This is a genomic window from Telluria sp. ZT3P26 (assembly GCF_059686035.1).
This window is the reverse complement of the sequence record NZ_JCASII010000001.1, coordinates 736,432-760,423: the sequence shown is the minus strand read 5'-3', so window position 1 is coordinate 760,423 and position 23,992 is coordinate 736,432. Positions and strand designations below refer to the sequence as shown.

The window sequence follows — 23,992 nt, the reverse complement described above, 5'->3', positions numbered from 1 at the left end:
TTTCTTTATATGTCGTTGGCGACGGTGTCAGGAACCGATGGACGCGCTGCCCTGACGGCCGAATTGCGGCAGTGCCGGCAGTGCGAACTTGCCGGCCAGCTGGCGAAACGCGACCGATGCACCGGCCAGCGGAAACGCATCGACCACGGCCCGGCCCAGGCGCGCAGCGCGGTGCAGGTATTCGTCGGCCGGCACGGCGCCCATGAAACTGAGCTTGACGGCCAGGTAACGTGTTGCTGCCAATGACATATTATCGTATACCACCTTGGCCTCCCCCTCCGTCGCGCCGGTCACCAGGATGCCGAATGGCCGGCGGCCCAGTTCCTGCGTCAGGCGCTTGATGAGCGCGTAGGCATTCGTGATCGACGCCGCACTGGTGGAGACCTGGATCACGATCTCGGAACTGGACATCAGGGGCACCGGGAATTCACCGTCCGGCCCCAGTTCGCCATCGACGATCACGATGCCCGCCTGCGTGGCCAGCACGTCGAACGTCTTGCCCAGACGGCGCACATCGTCGGTCGATTCAGGCGTGCCCATGGGCACCACCGAAAAGCCTTGCGGGGCCGAATGGATCACCTGGTTCAGGGCGCTTTCCTGGCGCGCGACCTGCAGCAGCGAGGCGCCGCGGTTCAGGCCCAGGCGGCGAGCGACGCCATACTCGACGTTGCAGGCATCGACGATCAGCACGTCATTGCCGGTCTGGGCCAGCGAGGCGCCCAGGTTCACCAGCATCGCGCCCTTGTCGTCTTCCGGCGTGGCCGACAGGAACGTGAGCACGCGCGGACGCGGGCCCTGCAGCATGCGGCGCAGGCCTTCGGCCTGGTCGAAGTCAAAACTAGCCATGCGACACCTCGCGGCGGGTGGCCTGCGCGGTGGCTGCCATCAGCATCGGCAGGTCGGCATCAAGCGGCGCCACGCCGCGGTTGCGGAATGCGCGGTCGATCAGCATCGCGCTGTCGGCCACGTGCAGGTCTTCCGGCACGCGCTGGCCGTTCGAGACGTAATGCAGTTTGAGCTTCTGGCGGATCACGATGTCGAGCACGCCGCCGGTGGAGGCTGCTTCGTCCATCTTGGTCATGATCGCGCCGTGCAGGCCGCTGCCCTGGTAGGCGCGCACGACTTCGTTCAGCGTCTCGTTGGTCGACGTCGAGTTCAGGCACAGCAGGCGTTTGACTTCGGCGCCCGAGCCCGACAGCATCGCGACCTGCTCGGCCACCATGTGATCGCGCTGCGACATGCCGATGGTGTCGATCAGCACCGTGTGCTTGTTGCGCAGTTCTTTCAGGGCGATGCGCAGGTCGGCTTCGTCCTTCACCGAGTGCACCATCACGCCGAGGATCTTGCCGTAGATGCGCAGTTGTTCGTGACCGCCGATACGGTAGGCGTCAGTGGTGATCAGGGCCAGCTTGTCCGGGCCGTGGCGCATCACGCAGCGCGCGGCCAGCTTGGCCGTGGTGGTGGTCTTGCCCACGCCGGTCGGTCCGACCAGCGCGAACACGCCACCTTCGGACAGCATCGCGTCTTCGTTGCCGATGGTCGTCAGGTTGCGGGCCAGCACCGTCTTCACCCAGCGCATGGCTTGCGCCGCGTCGTTGGTGGCCGGCATTTTTTCGATGATGTAGCGCGCCAGCGTGGCCGAGAAACCGGCGGCCAGCATTTCGCGCAGCACGGTGGCCTTGTGCGGCTCGCGCTGGGCGGTCGAGCCCCACGACAGTTCGGCCAGCTGGGTTTCCATCAGGCCGCGCATGGCGCGGATTTCGCTCATCATGTTGCTGACTTCGGCGTTCGCCGATTCCTTGGCCTGGGTGATGGCGGCGCTCATCATGGCGGTCATGGCGGCCATGTCGATGGTCGGCTCAGGCGCCGGTGCGCGGCGTTCGGCGTAGGTTGCGGCCGGCTCAACCGGGGCCAGTGGGGCGACTGGCGCGACATAGGCAGGCGCGACCGGCGCGTTCATGACTGGACCGGCATCCTGGTAGCGGCGTGCCGGGGTGACGCGCGGGGCGGCTGGCGCGAGTTCGTCGAAGTGCTGCAGTTGTGGCTTTGGCTGGGCCATCTCGGAATCCGCGACCGGCGCGGACAGCGAGGCGACGTCATCGTTATCGAGCGCCAGGATTTCGACAGCGCCATCGACGGGACGGTTGGACAGGATGACGGCATCCGGGCCCAGGGCTTCACGCACCTTGCGCAATGCATCCCGGGAAGTTGCCGCTGTAAATTTCTTCACTTTCATCGTGGTTCTCCGCACTTCAATCTATGTTCTGCATGACGGGCACATGCCCATCGATAGGAATCATTATTGTCGATGCCGTGCGGAAACGATCAGCCGAGAAGGATGGGGAAAAGGGCCTATTTCCCCACAAACAGAAAAAGTGATACTGGTTTCCTGGAATCTGGCAGGGTCGGTGCAAACACAGTCCGGGTTTGCGCTGGCGCAGACAGGTGGCATCCGGGCACCGATCTTGCCAATGCCGGCGGGGTCGAACCATGACTGGTACGGCTGGCGTCCCAGTTCTACTCATCAGGAGACTCGCATGACACGCTCGATCCGGCTGATCTACCGTAACGTAAGGGGCCGTGTACGCCAGAATTTCGGCTGGGCCGGCCTCACCGAACGCTCCGCCGTACTGATTACGGCGGCCGAATGGCGGCCGACGGCCGACCCCTTCGATTCACCACCTGGCCGCCCTCTGCTGGGCGAGGCCAATGTGTATGTCACCAATATCGGGCCGCATGATCCTGAAGGCAACGTCGGTGGTGTCGAGTTTCATCTGCATGTCGACTGGAACAGCCCGTTGCATGTCATGGTGACCATCACCGACCTGGGGCCGATCGAAGAGCAGATCGTGATTGGCTAGGCGCCATGGCGCGCCGCTGTGGCAGCGCCATCCGTTGTGACACCTCAGCAACTGCCTGCATCAGCTACCTATGATCAGAAGCTCCTCAACCGGGCTTCAAGGAGTTCTCTATGATCGAATGTACATTCAAACTCAACGGTGAACCGCTGAGTACGTTTGAAATGAGCTCGTTAAAATTTCCAGCCTTCTCCGGGCTTGGTGAACATAAAAATCGACGGGAGTTCGCCTGTGCCGCAGGCGTCGGCCCAATTCCGCCAGGCGCCTACTACATCGTCAATCGTCAGTCAGGCGGCAGGTTCGGTCCGCTACTTGATTTCATCAAGGACAGGTCCGACTGGTTTGCCCTGTACGCAGCCGACAAGCACATTGACGATGAAGTCTTTTGCAATACCGTGAAATGAGGAAATTTCAGGCTGCACCCAGCCGGTACGCGCGGCATCAGTCAAGGGTGCATTACGCTGACAACCCGGACTGACTTCGACGTACTGCGACATCAACTCATCGCAGGCGGTCAGGTTCTCATTCCAGGCACCTCATTACACGCTTATGGCCGAGTAACTGTCCAATGAAGAGAGTACTGATACGACTGTCTCTGATCATCTGGGTCCTTGCTGGCACTGTTGTGCTCGCCCGCTTTCTGCTCATCCACCACGACCTTTTCCCACCGTTCCCGGAGGCGTGGGCAATTTGGCTGATCAACCTGTACGGCTCAAGGGATGGCGAAGAGCTGGCCGATCTTGAGATACTCGTCGCCCTGGGGCTGGCCTTCAGCGCGATTCTGACGGTCACGACGCTTGGCTGGCTGGTCTGGCGTCACATCCATCGCCCTGCTCCGGCATGATGAACACAGGGCAGCGCCTGCGCTGCCCCTTCCCTGTTACATCGGCACGCCCACGAGGCTCGTCACGCGAATCGTCTTGGTCTCGGGCACTTCAGCATGCGACAGCACCTTGAGGGCGGGCACGGCGCGGCGCAGGAAGCGCGAGAGCAGCACGCGCAGCGGCGCCGGCACCAGCAGCACGGGCGACAGGCCCATCTGCTCCTGCTGGTTGGCGGCGTGCGCTGCCTGCTGGGCGATCGTGTCGGCCAGGCCCGGCTCGATGCCGGTACCGTCGCCGCCGGCGCCCATCGCCTGCATCAGCAGACGCTCGAGGCGGTTGTCCAGGGTCATCACCGACAGCTCGTTCTCGCCCGGGAACAATTGCTGGACGATCGCGCGGCCCAGCGACACGCGCACCACGGCGGTCAGTTCGGCCGGGTCCTGCGTCATGCCGGCGTGCTCCGACAGCGCTTCGATGATCGAGCGCATGTCGCGGATGTGCACGCCTTCGACCAGCAGGTTCTGCAGCACTTTTTGCAGCGTCGACAGCGAGACGACTTTCGGCACCAGGTCTTCGACCAGTTTCGGGGTTTCCTTGCCCAGGTGGTCCAGCAGCGCCTGCACTTCCATGCGGCCCAGCAGTTCCGACGCGTGCAGCGTGATCAGGTGGTTCAGGTGCGTGGCAACGACGGTGCCGGCATCGACCACGGTGTAGCCCATGCTTTGCGCTTCGTCGCGCAGGCTGGCTTCGATCCAGGTCGCCGGCAGGCCGAAGGCCGGGTCGGTGGTGACCACGCCTGGCAGCGTGCCGCTGGCCATGCCCGGGTTGATCGCCAGGAACTGGCCGTTGAGTGCTTCGCCGCTGCCCACTTCGACGCCCTTGAGCGTGATGCGGTAGGCCGATGGCTTGAGTTCCAGGTTGTCGCGGATGTGCACCGGTGGTGCAAGGAAGCCGACTTCTTGCGCGAACTTCTTGCGGATGCCCTTGATGCGCTTGAGCAGCTCGCCGCCCTGGTTCTTGTCAACCAGCGGAATCAGGCGATAGCCCACTTCCAGGCCCAGCGTATCGACCGGCATCACGTCCTGCCAGGTCGCTTCTTCGCTCTCGGCCGGCGTCGTGCGGGCGGCAGCAGCGGCATCGGCCACGGCGGCGGCTTCCGCCGCGGCCGGCGCTTCTTTCCTGCGCTTCGAGATGACATAGCCACCGGCAGCGAGCGAGCCGGCCAGCAGCAGGAAGACCATGTTCGGCATGCCCGGGATCATGCCCAGGCCACCGATGATGGCGGCGGTGATGTACAGCGCTTCCGGACGGGCGAACAGCTGGTTCGTCAGTTGCGAGCTGACGTCTTCATCGTTGGCCACGCGCGAGACCACCATACCGGCCGCGATCGAAATGATCAGCGAAGGAATCTGGGCCACCAGGCCATCACCGATGGCCAGCAGCGTGTAGATCTTGGTGGCTTCGCCGATGGCCAGGTCGTGCATCACGACGCCGACGATCAGGCCGGCAATCATATTGATCACGGTAATCATGATACCGGCGACGGCATCGCCCTTCACGTACTTCGAGGCACCGTCCATCGCGCCGTAGAATTCGGCCTCTTGCGAGACTTCCTGGCGGCGCTTGCGTGCTTCGTCTTCACCGATCAGGCCGGCGTTCAGGTCGGCATCGATCGCCATCTGCTTGCCCGGCATCGCATCCAGCGCAAAGCGTGCGCCGACTTCGGCGATACGGCCCGCGCCCTTGGTCACGACCGAGAAGTTGATGATGGTCAGGATGATGAAGACGACGATACCGACGGTGTAGTTACCGCCGATCAGGAAGTGGCCGAAGGCCTCGACGACCTTGCCGGCAGCGGCGCTGCCCGTATGGCCTTCGGTCAGGACGATACGGGTCGACGCGACGTTCAGCGCCAGGCGCAGCATGGTCGACACGAGAAGAATCGACGGGAAGGCCAGAAAGTCGAGCGGCTTGACCGTGTACAGCGCGGTCAGCAGCACGATGATCGACAGCGCGATATTGAAACTGAAGAATACGTCCAGCACGAACGCCGGCAGCGGCAGGATCATCATCGCCAACAGCATGATGATCAGGATCGGCGCCGCCGCCTTGCCGCCTTGTGCTCCAAGGCCGCTCATCCAGGCTGGCAGTTTCATGCTGTTGGTCATTCAGTTGCTCCATTATCGGGTGCCGGTCGCTGCTGCGAAGCCGGGTTCAGCGGGTCCATCTCGGCAGGTACTTTCAACCTGGTCGGGCGATCCGGGTAGTCGCCCTCGCCCTTCTTGTATGCCCGCAGCTGGTACACGTAGGCCAGCACTTCCGCCACCGCCGAGTACAGCTTTTCCGGAATCTCTTCATCGATCTCGGTGTGCTTGAACAGGGCGCGGGCCAGGGCCGGGGCTTCGAGCATGGGCACCTTGTTCTCGGCTCCCATTTCGCGGATCTTGGCAGCGACGTCATCGACGCCCTTGGCCACTACCCGCGGTGCGCCCTTGCCATCCGCATACTTCAGTGCGACTGCGTAGTGCGTCGGATTAGTAACGATCACATCAGCAGTAGGGACATTCTGCATCATCCGGCCCCGGGCCATTTCGCGCTGCATCTGCCGAATCTTCCCCTTAATCTGAGGATTGCCGTCCGACTCCTTCGATTCCTGGATCATTTCCTGGCGCGTCATTTTCAGTTTGTCTTTCCAATGCCACAACTGATACGGACCATCGATGAGGGCAATCACCCCCAGCGCGCCGGTGATGAACAGGAACGAGCGGCCGATCATGTCGCCGACGTGGGCGCTGCTTTCATTGAGCGGCTCGACCGCCAGGCCCAGCATCGCCTCCTTCTGCCCGCTGACGACGATCCAGGCCACCACGCCGATGATGATCGTCTTGATGATGGCCTTGAACAGCTCGACCAGCGCGTTCTTGGAGAACATGTTGCCGATACCCTTGATTGGGTTGAGCTTGCCGAAGTTCGGCATGAATGCCTTGGACGAGAACAGCCAGCCACCGATCAGCATCGGCGAAATCAGGGCGATGAGCATGATGGCGCCGGCGATCGGCAGACAGGCCAGCAGGACGCTGACGATGTCGTTGAGAATGCGTTCGAGCAGGATATTGGGATTGAAAATTTGCTCGCGGTCGAGCGTGAGACCGGACTTGAGCGAGGTCGCCAGCCTGCCGACAAGCATGCCGCCAAAGGCCCACAGGCAGGCGCCGGCCGTCATCAGAACGGTAAAGGTCGCCAGCTCGCGCGATCGGGGAACGTCGCCCTCTTCGCGCGCTTTCTCGATCTTTCTGGGCGAGGCGTCTTCGGTCTTTTCTGCGTCGCTATCTTCCGACATGGTGCCCCCGCTCGATTGCCATGCAATATCTTATCCGCGCCTTTGTACCGCGCGAGCGAGATTATCGCCGAAATTGCCGTGCAGACAGATCGAGAACAAGTGGGGAAACCGGCCCCAGTTCAGGGGCGGCGCCGTGCAGACCGCAGACTGCGGTCTGCATTGGGAATTACATGCGCCGACGCGCGAGGACCGGCGCCGCTGGCTGGTGGCCGTGATCCGACAAACCGCCTGGCTGGTTGGCGGATGGATTGGCGATACGCGCCGCGACCAGGCCCGCCGTGGCGCCCTGGCCATTGTTGCTGGCGGTGATGAGTGGCTTGGCCAGGACCGTCGCTGCCTTCGGCGTCAGCGGCGCGGCTGCGACTGGCATGACGATCGGTGCATGGCGACGACGGGCGCGCCAGGCCGAGACAACCAGCGCATAGACAGCCAGGTACAGCGCGAAACTGGCCAGGGCGCCCTGCACCAGCACCGCTGGCTCGCCCGCATAGTTGACCGCCAGCGCAGCCGGCACCAGGGCAATGCCCCACGAGACCGGCGAAACGAAGGCATTGCGCAGTGGCGGCGGCAGCATGCGCAGGTAGCGCGCCGTGATCGCCGTCTTGACCAGGCTGTGCAGGTGCCAGCTGTCCGGGTGACCCGGATGGCGGCGGCACCACAGGCGACGCATGATCGTGAAGACGGTTTCGAAGACCGGGTAGGCGCAGGCCAGCAGCGGTGCCCAGGCCGAGACCGACGGGTTGCGGTAGACCAGCATGACCGACAACCAGGCCAGCAGGAAGCCAAGCAGGTAGGCGCCGCCATCACCCAGGAACAACTTGCCCAACGGGAAATTGACGACGAAGAAGCCGGCAGTCACGGCGCAGATCACGAAGCACAATTGCGCCAGGTGAACGTCGCCAGCGCCATGCGCTATCAGACCCAGTGTGCCCAGGCCGATGACGACAGTGCCGCTGGCCAGGCCATTGAAACCATCGATGATGTTGACGGCATTGGCCACACCGCCGACCGCGAACGCAGTGAACAAGACCGAGAACGGCAGCCAGGCCAGCATGTCGTCAAGCAGTGGCAGGCCCGTGTGCTGCAAGCTCACGCCCGTGAGGCACCAGCACACGACGCCGCTACCGATGGTGGCCAGCAGACGGGTGCGTACAGAGACAGTACGGGTCAGGTCTTCGGCCAGGCCAAAGACAAAGGCTGGCAGCGAGGCAATGAGAACGGGCAGCAACAGATCGCGCTGCGCTTGCGGCAGCACGCCCAGTGCCAGCCACAGGCCGGTCATGATGGCGGCGCCGCCGATACGCGGCGTTGGCGTGATATGGAATTTCTGGACGCCACGCGTTGCATCAAGCGAGTAACGGCCGTGCCAGCGTGTGGTGAGCACGAGCAGCAGCGATACGATCAGCGATGTGGCGAAGCCGATTTCGAGGCCGGCTAATGGCAGGTTATAAATACTCATAGAACCACTTGGTTAACTCGTCAATTCTATCGCATTTCGGGTCATTTCTTCCCCAATCGTGTCGGCGAAGGCTTTCTCGCGCAATCTCACTCATTATAAACAGTGTCATGCAAGCCCTTGATTGGGAACGACTTATTAAGCGATTTTAGGTACGTTGCGCTGCAACAATCAATAGTACAGATACTTCTCCTACCATTTCTCAACAAATTGTTACACTTTTGTGTGGTGATATTTAGATAGTTTTATTTCTTATTACCCAATTGGGGCAAATCATGACGCGCCGATATTCAACCGCACGAGCGTTCTATTCGGTCGTCGTGTTATGTCTGGGCGCCATGCATACTGCAAATGCGCATGCCCAGACCACCGCATCGCCCGACCTCATCGACGCCCGCGCCCGTTTGCAGGAAGCCGAAGCACGGCAAGCGATTGCCGAAGCCGAGCGCGCCGAACTGCTGGCACGCCTGCCGCCAGCCCAGACCAGGGCCCTTGGCGGCAGTGTCGAGACCCGCGGGTTCGGCGCCGCCGGCCTGGCACGCGCGTTCGACCTGACGCTGGAACTGGCAACCGAACTGTGCCGGATTCTGCCACCCGAACGGGTTGTCATCCTGTACGACCCGCTCGTTACCCAGGGCATCGTGGTGGCGCGCACTGTCGATGCCGCGCTGGTCAGGCAGGCGCAAGAGCTGGCCACGCGCAACGCCGAGCTGCAGCGCTACATCGAGGCCAGCACGACACCCGGCGCGCGCCGGCGCAACACCATGCTGCTTGCCTGGCTGACCGCGCCGGCGATGGTGCTGCGCGCCGGGGCCGATCTGGCGAGCCTGTTCAAGACCGACACCACGCTGGCCGGCACTGCCTACGGCGACGGCGCCCGCGCGCTGTTTGCCAGTGCCATGGCGCGCAGCTGCCCTGCCCGCCTGGCTGGCCTGAGCGGCGGCTATATGGGCGAACTCGACGTCACGCGCCACGCCGCCCTGCTGGAACGGGTACGGCTGGTCGGCCTGGAACGCGCCGCGCTCGCGCGGCACGTCGATGTCCTTGATGCGCTGGCCGACGCCGCCAAGGGCGAGCGCAAGAAAGAACTGGCCGCCATCGCGGCCGCTGCGATGGCAGAGCTCAAGGCGGCCGACAGCTTCATCGACTCGCTGCGCGCCGGCGACGCCAGCGACAAGAGCCCCCTGGTCACGACGGCGCGCTACCTTGGCCAGGCCGGGCGCAGCGCGGGTGCACTGGTGCTCGATGTCGACCTGCGCCTGGAAGGCCTTGCCGTCCAGCGCGATCACCTGTTCACGGGCGAACGGCTGGCCTTGTCCGGCGTGGCATTTCTCTGGTACCGGCTGCACGAACCGGATGGCCGGCTGGTACGCGCCGACGCGCTGCGCAGGATCAGCCGGCCGGTGCAGGTCAATCTGCGCGGCGTACCAGGCGGCGATGGTTTTTGGGACGAGCCCGGCGTCAGGGCGCCGCAGCCCTGAGCGTCTGCTCGATCGCGCCGAACAGCGATTTACCGTGCGCGTCGAGCATCTCGATGCGCACCGTATCGCCAAAGCGCATGAACGGCGTGACCGCTTCGCCGCCAGCGGCCATCTCGATCCAGCGTGCCTCGGCAATGCTGGCGTAGCCCGGTGTGTGACGCCGCGTCGGCCGGTTCGATACCACGCCCGCGCCGACGATCGTCCCGGCCGCGACCGCTCGCGTCGTCGCCAGCGCCGACAGCAGCTGGGCAAAATTGAACGTCATGTCCTCGCCCGCCTCGAGCGTGCCGACCGGATTGCCATTCAATCGAACGCGCAGCGGCAGTGCGGCTTTCGCAGCCGCCCACGCATCGCCCAGCTCATCCGGCGTGACCGCCACCGGTGCGAATGCGGTCACCGGTTTGGCCTGCAGCAGGCCGAAGCCGGCTGCCAGCGCATCCGGCACCAGGTTGCGCAGCGTGATGTCATTGGCCAGCACCAGCAGGCGAATCTGACCCAGCGCCGCATCGGGTGTCGCGCCCTGGCGCAGGTCGCCACTGACGATGGCCAGTTCGGCGCCAAAGTCGATGCCCCATTCTTCGCGCGCCAGCACCAGGTCTTGCGTGGGCCCGAGCAGGCCATCGCCTGCGGCGTGGCGCAGCTGGGGCGCGTCGCGCCATGCGGCCGGCACGCTGCTGCCAAGCGCGCGCTGTTCCAGTTCGTGATGGTGCAGATAGGTGGCCCCGCACACGCGGGCGCTGGCGCGCGGCAATGGCGCCATGCACAGGGTCGGGTCGAAATCGAATGCGCGGCGCGCCCTGGCTTCACCCTTGCCATCGTTCAGCTGGCGGTAGAGGGCGTCGAGTTGCGGGGCAATGAAAACCCAGTCATCGAGCGCGGCGCGCAGACTCGGCGCGATGCCGTCGGCAATGTGGGCAGTGGACAGGTCGCGCGACACCACGGCCAGCTGGCCGTCGCGGGTGCCGTCGTCCAGCGAGGCAAGTTTCATGGGCGGGCTCGTGGGAACAAGCCCGCCATTCTACGATATGGCAGGTGCGAAGCGATCAATACTTAACGATGACACCGACGCCCAGGCTGCGCTGGAAGTAGTTGTAGTCGATCATGCTCTGGCCATAGCCGGCGAACGCATTGACATAGCCCTTGATCGGGCCGACCAGTGGGAATGCCCAACCGACCTGGACTGCACCCTTGTCGGTGCTGAAGTTGCGGCGCACGAGGGCCGATACTTCATGGCCGCCACCCATGCGGTAATTGCCGGCCAGTTCGAAGCGGCCCATGAAATCGGTGATGTCCGGGTTGTTGTCGTCTTCCAGCGATTCATTGACGCGCTTCCAGAGCTTGGCGGTCATGGTCAGCGGACCACGTTCCAGGCCCATTTGGGCGTAGTAACGGTTCCAGCTACGCGACAGGCTCGACGACTGGCCGTTCGACTGGTGCACGAAGCCCAGGTTCAGGAAGCGCACATTGATGCCGGCCAGGGCGAAGTCCAGCGGCATGACTGCCATGATCTCCGGCTGGTAATTGGTTTCGCGGAACGGGCTCGATGCCTTGTGGTTGGCCGCTTGCCAGAACGAATTCTGGGTGTAGCCGAACCAGACGTCGATTGGTTGCTCGAACAGGGTTTCGACCAGTTTCATCTTCACACTGAGCTGGAATTCCAGTTCAGCCTTCGACAGGCCTTCGGCATCCGGGTCGGTCGCCAGGAAGTCCGCATACGGCGCTTCGTTCGGGCGGTGCGTGCGGGTAGCGATCAGGTAGTTCGGGTGGTGCGGACGGAACTTGAACGCGCCGCGCTTGTCGCGCGGATCGAGTTCCCAATGGCTGCTCAGCGTGTATTCAGCGGCGGCCTGGACGGTTGGATCGACGGTGGCGGTGTGGTCGACGGCGCTGTTCAGCGGGGCGTCGAACGCGCTCTGGGCAGCCACGGCCGGGGCGACGACCGGCGTCGATGCGGTGCTCGCGGCAGCTGCGCTGCCGGTGTTGGCGACGCGGTCGAAGCAGGCGAGGCGCTGGGCGCTGTCGAGGATCGGGGTACATTCGACCAGGGTGGCCGGCTGGCTCTGTGCCATGACTGGCAGCGCCAGCAGCAATGGAATCAGGGCGAGGGAATGGGAGAGGCTCGGTCGGTATGCGTACATGGTTATTTTTCTGGAAAAGTCGTTCGTGCGACAACCGGTGCCCGGACGCCGTCGAAACGGAGTGTCGCGGAATTTGGCTGAATATGTCGCACGAATATTGTGGTTAAGCATGTTCCGTTGTGAAATTTCCACAACTGCATGCGGGGATGTGGTATGTCAGGCCGGTACGAGCAGGTCGAGCTGTGCCTGATCGAGGAAACACCACTCGCCTTCGGCCAGTCCCAGCGCGGCCAGCGTCAAGCCGCCGATCTGGGCCCGGTGCAGTGCGCTGCAGTGATTCTCGGCAGCAGCCAGCATGCGCTTGACCTGGTGGTATTTGCCCTGCTCCAGCACGATCTCGATGGCGCGTTCGTCCAGCTTGACGCACGACACGGCCTTCAATGGCGCCGGCTCGTCGTGCAATTGCACGCCAGCGAGCAGTTTTTCGACGAGTTCATCCGTCACCGGCTCGGCCGTGGCCGCGTGGTACACCTTCGGCACGTGGCGCTTGGGCGACGACTGCGCATGGATGAACGGGCCGTCGTCCGACATCAGCAGCAGACCGGTCGTGTCATGATCGAGTCGGCCGACCGGCTGCACATCGCGCCAGGTAAATTGTTCTGGCAACAGCGTCAGCACGCCCGGATGGTGGCTCGGTTTGCGCGAGCATTCGAAATTGGCCGGCTTGTACAGCGCAATATAGACGCGTTCGCGGTAAGCCCATTCTTCGTCGAACACGGTCAGGACCAGACCCTCGGTCTCGAACGTGGCCTTGAAGTTGTCGGCCACTTCGCCGTTGACGGCAACGTCGCCATCCTCGATCAGGGCGCGGCAGTATTTGCGGGTGCCGAATCCCTGCGATTGCAGGATGCGGTCTAAGGACAGTTTACTCATGGGGCGAGACTTTACCAGAACCGGTCCGCCCCGGACAGACTGACAATCAGAGCAATGTTTTTTAGTCAACTTGCATGCCGCGATTCATTTGAGCAGCATCAAGTCTGAAGAAATTCCTATTGATAGACTTCAACATGTTAGGAATCCGCCTAACGGCCCTGATGGTCCTTTGCCTTACATCAAGGTGCAATTCCGCCAGAGAACAGGAACGAACGTGAACGATGATCTCGACATCTGCTACGACAATCTCTCACCGCACGACGTGCATTGCGCGCGACAGCGGGTTGCGCGGGCACACGCAGCGCTGTTTCCCACACTGATGGCATTGGCGCGCTGGAGCAGCGGCGCCCGCCCCCTGCCGCAGGATGACCGGTTCCGGCTGCGCACGACGTGGTTTGCGCGCACCGGCACTGCCCATCAGGAGTGGCTCGAGCGCGGCGGCTTTGCCCAGCATGACGATTTGCCGCCACTGCGCCAGCCAACCATGTGGCATCCACCGCGCCTGGTACCACCCTCGACGCCTCAGGCCGATGATGACCTGACTGACCAATGCAACGACAGCCATCCGCACCACCCGTCACGCCGCACCGGCCGCGATGACGATGCCGCCAGTGCGGCAGCATGACCTGATGTCGGCAACACCCCTCACGGCATCGCCACAGACAACACCCGTCAACGACGGCTGGCACGACAGAGCCTGACAAAGCCCGCGCCAGCCGCACTCCCCTGTTCCCTCAATGAGAAAACAACGGACGTAGGGTGCGCGGCTGTGCCGCCCACGCGTTCAACGCAACACCGCTCGACCAAAAGAAAACGACGGCCTGGGCCGTCGTTTCCAATCCCGCCGCGCGCATGCGCCCGTCCGGGACAGTCCTACCGCGAGGAATGACAATTCTCTCGAATACCGCACCGCGGTGCGGTCGCCAGCGTCCGCCGTCCGGGATCGGTCGACAAGCATGTCAACCCATCCACTGCAGCGTCGGCCACCGTTCTACTATAGCCGCACATCGTGAGGTTTCAAGAACAAAATGCTTAGCGCAATCTGGGAACGGCGTGGTGATACGCCGCCTTGATGGCGCTTTCACCCACCGATGCACCAAATTTCTTCAGCACCCGCTCCGGCAAGCCTTCATGCGCCGTGTAGTCGACGATGTCTTCGGCCTTGACGATGTCGCGCGCCACCGTATCGACCGTGCCGAACGCATCGGCCAGGCCCATGTCGACGGCGCGCGCGCCGGTCCAGTACAGGCCCGAGAATGTCTCTGGCGTCTCTTTCAGGCGCTTGCCGCGCCCGGCGCGCACCACCGAGATGAATTGCTGGTGAATCTCGTTGAGCATGGCCTGGGCATGTTCACGGTGCTTTTCCGATTGCGGGCTGAACGGATCGAGGAACCCCTTGTTTTCGCCCGCCGTCATCAGCCGGCGCTCGACACCGAGCTTTTCCATCGTGCCGGTAAAGCCGAAGCTGTCCATCAGCACGCCCACCGAGCCGACGATCGAGGCCTTGTTGACATAGATGCGGTCAGCAGCCGAGGCGATGTAGTAGCCACCCGAGGCGCAGATCTCGTCGACGACGACATACAGCGGCTTGTCGGGATAGCCGCGCTTGAGGCGCTGGATTTCGTCGACGATGATGCCGGCCTGCACCGGGCTGCCGCCCGGGCTGTCGATGCGTAGCACGACGGCGGCCGAGCCGGGATCGGAGAACGCCTTGTTCAGCGACGGGATCACGGTGTCGGCCGCGCCGCTGCCTTCGGCCTCGATTTCGCCGTTGATTTCGATCAGCGCCGTGTGGCGGCCGAGGTTTTCGGTGTCGCCGCTGGCGAAGTTGAAGTCGTAGTAGGCCCACAGGGCCAGCAGCGCCACGATCAGGAAGCCGAGCTTGAAGAAGATGCTCCAGCGGCGCGCGGAGCGCCGCTCCTGGACCGTGGCAAATACCAGTTTCTCGAGCGTGTCGCGCTCCCAGTTGCTCATCGTCGGATTCGACGCGAGCCGGCTGTCGCCAGGTTGGTCAATGCTCGTATGGTCACTCATAAAGTCGGGAAGGTGGACACGAAACGCCGTCCCCGCGCGTCACGCGCGGGGCTGTTCGTGCGGCAGTCAGTATATCGTGCCAGCGCCGTCGCGTACGGTCGGCTAGGCCATGCGTACGCCGTGGGCCCGCCGCCCCGCCCGGCCTCAGGCGTGCTCGAGCAGCCAGGCATGCAGCTCGGGGATGTTCCTGGCAGAGAACAATGGCTGGCAGGCGTGGAGCTGGCTGACGGGATGCGCGCCGAACTCGACCGCAATACCGGCCGCGCCCGCATTGGTGGCCATCTGCAGGTCGTGCGTCGTGTCGCCGATCATCACCGTGCGGCGCAAATCCTGGCCCAGCTCGCGCGTGAGTTCCTGCAGCATCGCCGGATGCGGCTTGGAGAATGTCTCATCGGCGCAACGGGTCGCGTCAAAGATCGACAGCAAACCGGTCGCATTCAGTGCGCGGTTCAGACCGACGCGGCTCTTGCCGGTGGCCACGGCCAGGAAATAGCCTTCGCTGGAGAGCTCGTTGAGCATCTCGGGCACGCCCTTGAACAGCACCAGCTGATGGTCCTTCGTCAGAAAGTGATACCGGTAACGCTCGACCATGCGCGGATACAGCGCCGGCTGGATATCGGGCATCACCGCCTGCATCGCTTCGGCCAGGCCCAGGCCGATGACGTGCGCCGCCGACGAATCGGTGGGCACGGGCAAGCCCAGGTCGCGCGCCGCTGCCTGGATGCACTTGACGATGGCGGCGGTGCTGTCCATCAAGGTACCGTCCCAATCGAAGACGATCAGGTCGAATTGTTTTCTAGCCATAATTAGTGGCGGCCAGGCCGCCGGTCCCCTGTTGTTTTTTATTGGTGCGCTTTGGTACTTGCGCGATTCGGTTGCTCTGCGCCAGGTGGTCTTACACCGGGGCGCCCAGACTGGTCAGGAAGCGCTCACACTCGGCCGGCATCGGCGCGCGCAAGGTCATGCGCTCGCCCGAATCCGGGTGCGTGAACGTGATCTGGTGCGCGTGCAGAAACATGCGCTTGAGCGCGCCACGGCTGTCGTTCGCCTTGTGCAATTGCTTGTTGAACGCGAAGTCACCGTATTTTTCATCGCCCAGGATCGGAAAGCCCGACGAGGCCAGGTGCACCCGGATCTGGTGCGTGCGGCCCGTCTTGAGCTCGGCTTCGAGCAAGGCGAAATTGTGCCATTTTTTTAACAGACTGAAAATCGTGTGCGCTTCCTGGCCGCCGGCCTGGACCAGCACGCGCTTCTCGCCCTCCGCGCTCGTGTATTTATGCAGCGGCAAGCGGATGTGCTGGCGCTTGTTCACCCAGTCGCCTTTCACGGCCGCATAGTAACGCTTGTCAGTCGTGCCTTCGCGCATCTGGTCATGCAGGTGGGTCAGCGCGCTGCGTTTCTTGCCGATCAACAAGAGGCCCGAGGTTTCGCGGTCGAGCCGGTGTACCAGTTCGAGGAACTTCGCCTGCGGGCGCGCGGCGCGCAATTGTTCGATCACACCATACGACACGCCGGAGCCGCCGTGCACGGCCACGCCGCACGGCTTGTCGATCACGAGCAGGTGCGCGTCTTCATAGACCACGGCAAATTCGGCGCCGGGCGCAGCGTGCTCGGCCGATTTTTCGGCGATGCGGATGGGTGGAATGCGGACAGTATCGCCGGCAACCAGGCGGTACAACTGGTCGATGCGGCCCTTGTTGACGCGCACTTCGCCGGAGCGAAGGATGCGGTAGATGTGGCTCTTCGGTACACCTTTACAGACACGCAACAGGTAGTTGTCGATGCGCTGGCCGGCTTCTTCTTCGTCGATTGTCACGAACTGCGCTTGCAGTGCTGCGGGGGATGAAGGGGGGACACTATCGTTCTGCATTGCCATTCGGTCTGTCTTCCCAGAAATTCTCTCTAAGTCCTTCATTTTGAATATATAATCGACAGGCGGCGGTCAAACCTCTGCTGGTGTAAGAATTAAAATGAAATTTTACACTGGGGCACGCCCCATCGGCCCCGCCAAATGCAAATTCGATGGAAAGAACGTGTACGCACATCCTTGCGCCAATCAAGGTTGCAACCGATTTGTAATCGGATTGCGCGCAATGATGCCGGATTGGATTGTCAGGATTCTTAAGGATAAGTACCAGCAAGCATCCTTAACAAAGTGCTTGCCGGTTGATGGTGTCGATAACGCTTGTCGTTTTCGCCGACCCCGCTGCTGCAGCAGCCGCACCGCTTGAGCAAGGCTGTTCTTCGCCTCCAGGCCGGTCGATGGTTGCTTGCGCCCAGGTTCGGCTGGCTGTGGCACACCCTCCCTTGTTCGCTGCTGTGCCAACCCCAATGTGGTGGCAGGTGACGAACAAAAGTTGCGGCGTGTTTAGACAATGACGTTCGGCTCCACAGCGCCCCGTTGCGGCAGCGAAGTTACTTTGCTGTACCGCACGCCCGGGCATACCCCCCTCCTGTCACCCGTCCCCGCATACATCCCTGTAGCTGCGCCGCCCGCGAGGGCGGCCTTCACACGGCCCCCGGGTCACGGAGCACTAAAAATGAAACGCATGTTGTTTAACGCGACGCAGCAAGAAGAGCTGCGCGTCGCTATCGTCGATGGCCAGAAGCTGATCGACATCGATATCGAGACTGCCGGTCGCGAACAGCGCAAGTCGAATATCTACAAGGGTGTCATCACCCGCATCGAACCCTCCCTCGAAGCCTGCTTCGTCAGCTACGGCGAAGACCGCCACGGTTTCCTCCCCTTCAAAGAAGTCGCCCGCACGTATTTCCGTGAAGGTGTCGACGTGCGCAATTGCTCCATCAAGGAAGCGCTGCGCGAAGGCCAGGAAATCATGGTCCAGGTCGAAAAAGAAGAACGCGGCAACAAGGGCGCTGCCCTGACCTCGTTCATCTCGCTGGCCGGCCGCTACCTCGTCCTGATGCCGAACAACCCGCGCGGCGGCGGCGTATCGCGCCGCGTCGAAGGCGAAGAACGCCAGGAACTGCGCGAAACGATGGACAAGCTCGACCTGCCGCAAGGCATGTCGGTCATCGCCCGCACTGCCGGCATCGGCCGCAATGTCGAAGAACTGCAGTGGGATCTGAACTACCTGATGCAACTGTGGCGCGCGATCGAAGGCGCCGGCAAGTCGTCCAACGGCGCGTTCCTGATCTATCAGGAATCGTCGCTCGTCATCCGCGCGATCCGCGATTACTTCCAGCCGGACATCGGCGAAGTGCTGATCGACACCGACGAAATCTATGAACAGGCGCAGCAGTTCATGAGCCACGTGATGCCCGACATGGCGCACCGCGTGAAGCGTTACAGCGACGACGTGCCGCTGTTTTCGCGTTTCCAGATTGAACACCAGATCGAAACCGCCTACGCGCGCACCGTGCCGCTGCCATCGGGCGGCGCCATCGTGATCGACCACACCGAAGCGCTGGTCTCGATCGACGTCAACTCGGCCCGCGCCACGCGCGGTTCGGACATCGAAACGACCGCCTTCAACACCAACTGCGAAGCGGCCGACGAAGTGGCCCGCCAGTTGCGCCTGCGCGATCTGGGCGGCCTGATCGTGATCGACTTCATCGACATGGAAGTGGCCAAGAACCAGCGCGAAGTCGAACAGCGCCTGAAGGATGCGCTGCACCATGACCGCGCCCGAGTCCAGATGGGCAAGATTTCGCGCTTCGGCCTGATGGAACTGTCGCGCCAGCGCCTGCGTCCGTCGCTGTCCGAAGGCTCCCACGTGACCTGCCCGCGCTGCTCGGGCACCGGCCACATCCGCGATACCGAATCGTCGGCCCTGCAAGTCCTGCGCATCATCCAGGAAGAGGCGATGAAGGAAAATTCGGCCGCCATCCACGTGCAGGTGCCTGTGGACGTGGCTGCCTTCCTGCTGAACGAAAAGCGCGGCGAAGTGCTCAAGATCGAGAACCGCCACCGCATCACCGTGATCCTGATCCCGAACAAGCATCTGGACACCCCGCATTACAAGCTCGAGCGCATCAAGCACGACGATCCGCGCCTCGAAGACGCGCACGCCAGCTACGCCATGGCCGAGTCGGCCGATACCGACATGGCGTACGCGAAACGCCAGAAAGAAGAAGCCAAGCCGCGCCAGGAAGCCGTCGTCAAGACGATCACCCCGGCCCAGCCTGCCCCGCTGGTCGACCGCAGCGAAGCGGCCAAGCCGGCCAAGCCCGCCGCTGCCCCTGCCGTGGCGGTACCCGTGCCTGCACCGGTGGAAGAAGAAGGTTTCTTCGCCAAACTGCGCAACTTCTTCTTCGGCAAGCCCGAACCGAAAGGCGCCGCACCGGCCGTGCTGGTGGAAGTGCCTGCTGCCGCCCCGGCCCAGGCCGAGCGCGACCGCAACAATCGCACCAAGAATGGCCGTACCGGTGGCCGTCCAGGCGGCAAGCCGGGGCGTGAGCGCGAAGAGCGCGAGCCGGTTGCCAAGACTGGCGCACCGGGCGAAGAGCTGGCCAAGGGTCCGGACGCCGAAGCGCGTCCACCACGCCCGCCGCGTCCGCCACGTCCACCCCGCGAAGGCCGTGAGCCGCGTGAACCACGCGAGCCGGCCGATGCCGCACCACGCGTCGAAGGCGCCGAGCGTCCGGAACGTGCCGAGCGTCCTGAACGCGGCGAGCGCAAAGAGCGCCAGCCACGCCAGCCGCGCGAGCGCACCGAGCGTACGGAACGCACCACCCAGGTCATCGAAGCCAAGCTCGATGAAATCAATGTCAGCCAGGTGGTGTCGAACACCACCGTCGCCGTGACCACCACCGGTCCGGAAGGCAGCCAGGAAGTCGTGCAGCAAGTCATCAAATCGGTGACCACGATCGGCCCGGATGGCGAAGAAGTCGAGATGGATGGCGACGAGCCACGCCGTCGTCGTCGTCGTGGTGGCCGTAACCGCAACCGTCGCGATCGTGACCAGATCGAAGGCGAAGGCGGCGAAGGCAACGAAGAAGCACCAGCGTTCGCGCCGGTAGCGGACGAAGAAGTGGCCAAGGTCGCAGCAGCGGCGCGCGCCGCCAAGGCCAAGCCGGTCCAGACTGGCACCCAGGCGCCATGGCCGTTCCCGACGTCGGCATCGATCGCCGCCAAGGACGTTGCGGCGCAGGCGCCAGCAGCAGCCCCGGCACCAGCGGCAGCGCCGGTCGAAGGCAATATGTTCCCGACGTCGGCATCAATGGCGGCAGCGACGGCCGCGGCGGCACCTGCCAACGTCGAGCCAGTCAACTTCCCGACGGCGGCATCGATGGCAGCGCCGGCAGCGGTATCGGCACCGGCACCGGCACCGGCATCGACCGAACCGGTGATGTTCCCGACGGCGGCGTCGGTGGCGGCTGAGCATGCTGCGGCCGAGCCGGTCTTGGCCGAGGCTGCGCCTGCGCCTGCGCCAGTCGAGCCAGCGCCGGTGGTGGAAGTTGCCCCTGCGCAGGTTGCCGAGCCGGTAACCGCCGTGGCAGTCAAGCCCGCACCAGTGGCAGCAGCGGCCGTGACCACGGCGCCCGCGCCAGTGGCTGCAACCCCGGCTGCAACCCCGGCGCCGAAGCTGGACGACATGCTGGCCGAAGCCGGCCTGCAACTGGCTGCAACCGACCCTGAAAAGCTGCGCGCCGCCCAGGCCGCAGCAGCGCAGGCGGCCACGCCGGTGCGCGTCGGCCGTGCCCGCAAGCCGGTGGTCGTGCCGGTCGACGAGCCGCTGGTGCAGGTCGATACCAGCCGCCAGTAAGCACTAAGTAGTACCGTACGTCGTTCCCGCGCAGGCGGGAACCCAGGTTGATGAGCGTTGCGATGACGCTGGCAACCCGGGTTCCCGCCTCCGCGGGAACGACGCATTTAGGCCCCGTTAACACCTCCAGCGACACACCCGCGCCCGGCAGTATTCCCGGGCGCATGCTATCGTATTGGAATGGCTGAAAAAATCATCCTTATCAATGACCTGCGCTCATCGAAGCTGCGGGTCCCGGCCGTGCCGGAACCACCGACGGGCCTGTTGAGCGACGCGCTCGGCCGGCCGCTGCATGACTTGCGCATTTCCGTCACTGACCGCTGCAACTTCCGCTGCGTGTATTGCATGCCGAAGGAAGTGTTCGACAAGGATTACCAATACCTGCCGCATGGCGACCTGCTGTCGTTCGAAGAGATCACGCGCGTGGCGCGCCTGTTCGTTGCGCACGGCGTCGAAAAGCTGCGCCTGACGGGCGGCGAACCGCTGCTGCGCAAAAATCTCGAACGCCTGGTCGGCATGCTGCGTGCGATTCCTACACCGAGCGGCCGCCCGCTCGACCTGACCCTGACGACCAACGGCTCGATCCTGGCGCGCAAGGCGCAAGCCCTGAAAGACGCGGGCCTGGACCGGGTCACGGTGTCGCTCGACGCGCTCGACGACGGCGTGTTTCGCAGCATGAACGATGTCGACTTTTCCGTGGCCGATGTGCTGCACGGCATTGACACCGCGCATGCGGTGGGCCTGGGGCCGGTCAAGGTGAACATGGTCGTCAAGGGCGGTACCAACGTCGACCAGATCCTGCCGATGGCGCGCCACTTCAAGGGCTCGCCGACGATCCTGCGCTTCATCGAATTCATGGACGTGGGTGCGTCGAACGGCTGGGACATGCGCGACGTCGTGCCGTCCGGCGACGTGGTGCGCCGCATCTCGGCCGAGCTGCCGCTGGTGCCGGTGGCCGCCAACTACAGCGGCGAGACCGCCTCGCGCTGGCGCTACCTCGATGGCGACGGCGAGATCGGCGTGATTTCCAGTGTCACGCAGGCGTTCTGCGGCGATTGCAGCCGCCTGCGCCTGTCGACCGAAGGCAAACTGTACACCTGCCTGTTCGCCACGCGCGGCCACGATATGCGTGCGCTGCTGCGCGAAGGGCATGACGACCTGGCACTCAGTGGCGCCATCGCGCAACTGTGGCGCGGCCGGGCCGACCGCTATTCCGAAACCCGCTCGGCAGAGACCGGCACGGGCCAGCTGGATGGGCCACGCCGGGTTGAAATGTCCTATATCGGTGGTTAATTGACGATGCAAGCAGGCTTGATCAGCGGAATGGTTCTGGCGGGCGGGCGCGGCTCGCGCATGGGTAACGTGGACAAGGGCTTGCAGCCGTTCCGTTCCAGCACGATGGTCGAGCAGGTACTGGCGCGCTTGCGGCCGCAGGTCGGGTCGCTGGCGATCAGCGCCAACCGCAATCTCGACACCTACCGCGGCTTTGGCGCGCCCGTGCTGACCGACGAGATGGCCGATTTTCCGGGTCCGCTGGCCGGGCTCGAAACGGGTTTGCGCCACTGCGCCACGCCGTATCTGCTGACCGTGCCATGTGATTCGCCATTCCTGCCACCCGATCTGGCTGCGCGCCTGTTCGCTGCGCTGCAGGAGCACGACGCCGACGTGGCCTACGCCGCGACGCACGCTGCCGGGATGCCTGTGCAACCGCATCCGGTGTTCTGCCTGGTGCGCGCCGACCGGCTGCCTTCCCTGTCGGCTTATCTCGCCGCCGGCGGTCGCAGCGTCGAGGGCTGGTTGCGTGACGTGAACGCCGTCGATGTCGTGTTCGACGATGCCGACGCCTTCCGCAACATCAACACGCTCGACGAGCTGCGCCAGCTCGAACAGCCCGCCTTCCCTGCCAGCCTGGCCCAGGTGGCCAGCTGCATCAATGGCTATGATCCGGACGCGCTGCGGGTACGCGACGCCCAGCGCATCATCCGCGAATTCGTCCAGCCGGTACGCGCCGTCGAGATGGTGGCGCTGCGCGCAAGCCTGGGCCGCGTGCTGGCGCGCGACCTGGTCTCGCCGATCAACGTCCCGGCGCACGACAATTCGGCGATGGATGGCTACGCACTGCGCGGCGCCGACCTGCCACTGGACGGCGTCGCGAGCTTCAAGGTGGTCGATATCGTCTATGCGGGCAAGCCGTCCGCTGTCGTGCCCGGCCCCGGTGAATGCGTGCGCATCATGACGGGCGGCGTGATGCCGGCCGGCTGCGACAGCGTGCTGCCACAGGAATTTGCCGACAGCGGTGACGACGTCGCGATGACGGTGCGCGCCGGCGCGATCCGCGCTGGCGACAACCGCCGGCTGGCCGGAGAAGACCTGAACATCGGTAGCGCGGCACTGAAGGCGGGCCGCATCATCCGGCCATCCGACCTGGGCCTGTGCGCATCGCTCGGCTTTGCCGAAATTCCCGTGCAACGGCGCCTGCGCGTGGCCTTCTTCTCCACTGGCGACGAACTGCGCTCGATCGGCGAACCGCTGGGCGAAGGCTGCGTCTACGACAGCAACCGCTATACGATCTACGGCATGCTCCAGCGCCTGGGCTGCGAGATCATCGACATGGGCGTCGTGCGCGACAGCCAGGAAGCGCTGGAAGACGCGCTGCGCACCGCCTGTGAAAACGCCGACGCGATCATCACGTCGGGTGGCGTCTCGGTCGGCGCCGCAGACTACACCAAACAGGTGATGGCGCAGCTGGGCGACGTGACCTTCTGGAAAGTGGGCATGCGCCCTGGCCGCCCGCTGGCGTTCGGACGCGTCGCATCGAACGGCCGCAGCGCCTTCCTGTTCGGCCTGCCGGGCAATCCGGTGGCCGTGATGGTGTCGTTCTACTTCTTCGCGCGCGACGCGCTGCTACAAATGATGGGCGCCAACGCCCCGCTGCCGCTGCTGCAAGCGCGCTCATCCGAAGCGATCCGCAAGAAGCCAGGCCGCACCGAATACCAGCGCGGCATCATCACGCGCAGCGCCGACGGCATCCCCGAAGTCCGCCTCACCGGCGCCCAGGGCTCCGGCATCCTGCGCTCGATGTCCGAAGCCAACTGCATGGTGGTACTGCACGACGAGCAAGGCAACGTGGCTGCCGGCGAGATGGTCGACATCCTGCCATTCGAAGGCCTGTTCTAAGCCCATAACGCAGCGCCACACCTGCCGCAATCACCAAATTCTTGCCCCTAGACCCTTACAAAACAATTAGGGTCAGAGTCGA

At 63.9% G+C, this 23,992-nt stretch carries 18 protein-coding genes and 1 pseudogene; 8 read left to right on the top strand and 11 right to left on the bottom strand.

The features are described from left to right. Window positions 1-27 precede the first annotated feature (27 nt). Together AC56LN_RS03320 and flhF are read right to left on the bottom strand one after the other, a co-directional pair. On the bottom strand, window positions 28-846 hold the full coding sequence (locus tag AC56LN_RS03320; RefSeq protein ID WP_499569929.1) for a MinD/ParA family ATP-binding protein: 819 nt from the start codon (window positions 844-846) through the stop codon (window positions 28-30). Then, a complete protein-coding gene (gene flhF / locus AC56LN_RS03315; RefSeq protein WP_499569928.1) occupies window positions 839-2,236 on the bottom strand; it encodes a flagellar biosynthesis GTPase FlhF in 1,398 nt (465 codons plus the stop codon). Before flhF ends, AC56LN_RS03320 begins: the two co-directional genes overlap by 8 nt. A gap of 301 nt (window positions 2,237-2,537) precedes the next feature. Here flhF and AC56LN_RS03310 point away from each other — a divergent pair, with 301 nt between their 5' ends. The 3 genes and pseudogenes from AC56LN_RS03310 to AC56LN_RS03300 all read left to right on the top strand — a co-directional run bounded on the left by AC56LN_RS03310 (window position 2,538) and on the right by AC56LN_RS03300 (window position 3,702). Next, entirely contained in the window at window positions 2,538-2,861 is a 324-nt protein-coding gene (locus tag AC56LN_RS03310; RefSeq protein WP_499569926.1) for a hypothetical protein, read from the top strand. 110 nt (window positions 2,862-2,971) lie between these two features. Next, window positions 2,972-3,430, top strand: a pseudogene (locus tag AC56LN_RS03305) (DUF2778 domain-containing protein). Further along, window positions 3,427-3,702 (top strand): hypothetical protein, encoded by a 276-nt coding sequence (locus AC56LN_RS03300; protein WP_499569925.1) that lies wholly within the window; start codon window positions 3,427-3,429, stop codon window positions 3,700-3,702. Before AC56LN_RS03305 ends, AC56LN_RS03300 begins: the two are co-directional and overlap by 4 nt. 36 nt (window positions 3,703-3,738) lie before the next feature. Here AC56LN_RS03300 and flhA read toward each other — a convergent pair whose 3' ends face one another. From flhA to AC56LN_RS03285, 3 genes are all read right to left on the bottom strand, one after another. Further along, complete coding sequence (gene flhA, locus AC56LN_RS03295; RefSeq protein WP_499569924.1) at window positions 3,739-5,850, bottom strand: flagellar biosynthesis protein FlhA; 2,112 nt, start codon at window positions 5,848-5,850, stop codon at window positions 3,739-3,741. Then, the gene (flhB, locus tag AC56LN_RS03290; protein ID WP_499569923.1) at window positions 5,847-7,022 is read right to left on the bottom strand and encodes a flagellar biosynthesis protein FlhB; all 1,176 of its coding nucleotides are present in this window, start codon (window positions 7,020-7,022) and stop codon (window positions 5,847-5,849) included. Before flhB ends, flhA begins: the two co-directional genes overlap by 4 nt. A 166-nt stretch (window positions 7,023-7,188) precedes the next feature. Then, entirely contained in the window at window positions 7,189-8,481 is a 1,293-nt protein-coding gene (locus tag AC56LN_RS03285) for an MraY family glycosyltransferase (RefSeq protein ID WP_499569922.1), read from the bottom strand. A 335-nt stretch (window positions 8,482-8,816) separates the two neighbouring features. On the opposite strand from AC56LN_RS03285, the gene AC56LN_RS03280 reads away from it, so the two are divergent. After that, window positions 8,817-9,959, top strand: a complete 1,143-nt coding sequence (locus tag AC56LN_RS03280; protein ID WP_499569921.1) for a hypothetical protein — start codon at window positions 8,817-8,819, stop codon at window positions 9,957-9,959. Here the strand turns inward: AC56LN_RS03280 and AC56LN_RS03275 are convergent. From AC56LN_RS03275 to AC56LN_RS03265, 3 genes are all read right to left on the bottom strand, one after another. Then, window positions 9,940-10,947 (bottom strand): fumarylacetoacetate hydrolase family protein, encoded by a 1,008-nt coding sequence (locus AC56LN_RS03275; protein ID WP_499569919.1) that lies wholly within the window; start codon window positions 10,945-10,947, stop codon window positions 9,940-9,942. The two genes, AC56LN_RS03280 and AC56LN_RS03275, sit on opposite strands and share 20 nt — an antisense overlap. Before the next feature lie 55 nt (window positions 10,948-11,002). Continuing rightward, window positions 11,003-12,097, bottom strand: a complete 1,095-nt coding sequence (locus tag AC56LN_RS03270; protein ID WP_499569918.1) for a phospholipase A — start codon at window positions 12,095-12,097, stop codon at window positions 11,003-11,005. 156 nt (window positions 12,098-12,253) lie between these two features. Next, on the bottom strand, window positions 12,254-12,970 hold the full coding sequence (locus tag AC56LN_RS03265; RefSeq protein WP_499569917.1) for a pseudouridine synthase: 717 nt from the start codon (window positions 12,968-12,970) through the stop codon (window positions 12,254-12,256). 214 nt (window positions 12,971-13,184) lie between these two features. Between AC56LN_RS03265 and AC56LN_RS03260 the strand changes: the two genes are divergently transcribed. Next, a complete protein-coding gene (locus AC56LN_RS03260; RefSeq protein WP_499569916.1) occupies window positions 13,185-13,595 on the top strand; it encodes a hypothetical protein in 411 nt (136 codons plus the stop codon). A gap of 407 nt (window positions 13,596-14,002) precedes the next feature. On the opposite strand, the gene AC56LN_RS03255 is transcribed toward AC56LN_RS03260, so the two are convergent. The 3 genes from AC56LN_RS03255 to AC56LN_RS03245 all read right to left on the bottom strand — a co-directional run bounded on the left by AC56LN_RS03255 (window position 14,003) and on the right by AC56LN_RS03245 (window position 16,880). Further along, window positions 14,003-15,004, bottom strand: a complete 1,002-nt coding sequence (locus AC56LN_RS03255) for a S49 family peptidase (RefSeq protein ID WP_499569915.1) — start codon at window positions 15,002-15,004, stop codon at window positions 14,003-14,005. Between the two features lie 144 nt (window positions 15,005-15,148). Next, window positions 15,149-15,808, bottom strand: a complete 660-nt coding sequence (locus tag AC56LN_RS03250; protein WP_482899855.1) for an HAD-IIIA family hydrolase — start codon at window positions 15,806-15,808, stop codon at window positions 15,149-15,151. Window positions 15,809-15,899: 91 nt separating this feature from the next. Continuing rightward, window positions 15,900-16,880: an RluA family pseudouridine synthase gene (locus tag AC56LN_RS03245; protein WP_499569914.1), complete on the bottom strand. Its 981-nt coding sequence runs from the start codon at window positions 16,878-16,880 to the stop codon at window positions 15,900-15,902. Between the two features lie 664 nt (window positions 16,881-17,544). Between AC56LN_RS03245 and AC56LN_RS03240 the strand changes: the two genes are divergently transcribed. From AC56LN_RS03240 to moeA, 3 genes are all read left to right on the top strand, one after another. After that, a complete protein-coding gene (locus tag AC56LN_RS03240; RefSeq protein WP_499569913.1) occupies window positions 17,545-20,733 on the top strand; it encodes an Rne/Rng family ribonuclease in 3,189 nt (1,062 codons plus the stop codon). A gap of 180 nt (window positions 20,734-20,913) precedes the next feature. Beyond that, the gene (gene moaA, locus AC56LN_RS03235) at window positions 20,914-22,026 is read left to right on the top strand and encodes a GTP 3',8-cyclase MoaA (protein ID WP_499569912.1); all 1,113 of its coding nucleotides are present in this window, start codon (window positions 20,914-20,916) and stop codon (window positions 22,024-22,026) included. A 6-nt stretch (window positions 22,027-22,032) separates the two neighbouring features. Then, window positions 22,033-23,910 (top strand): molybdopterin molybdotransferase MoeA, encoded by a 1,878-nt coding sequence (moeA, locus tag AC56LN_RS03230; protein WP_499570774.1) that lies wholly within the window; start codon window positions 22,033-22,035, stop codon window positions 23,908-23,910. Window positions 23,911-23,992 lie beyond the last annotated feature (82 nt).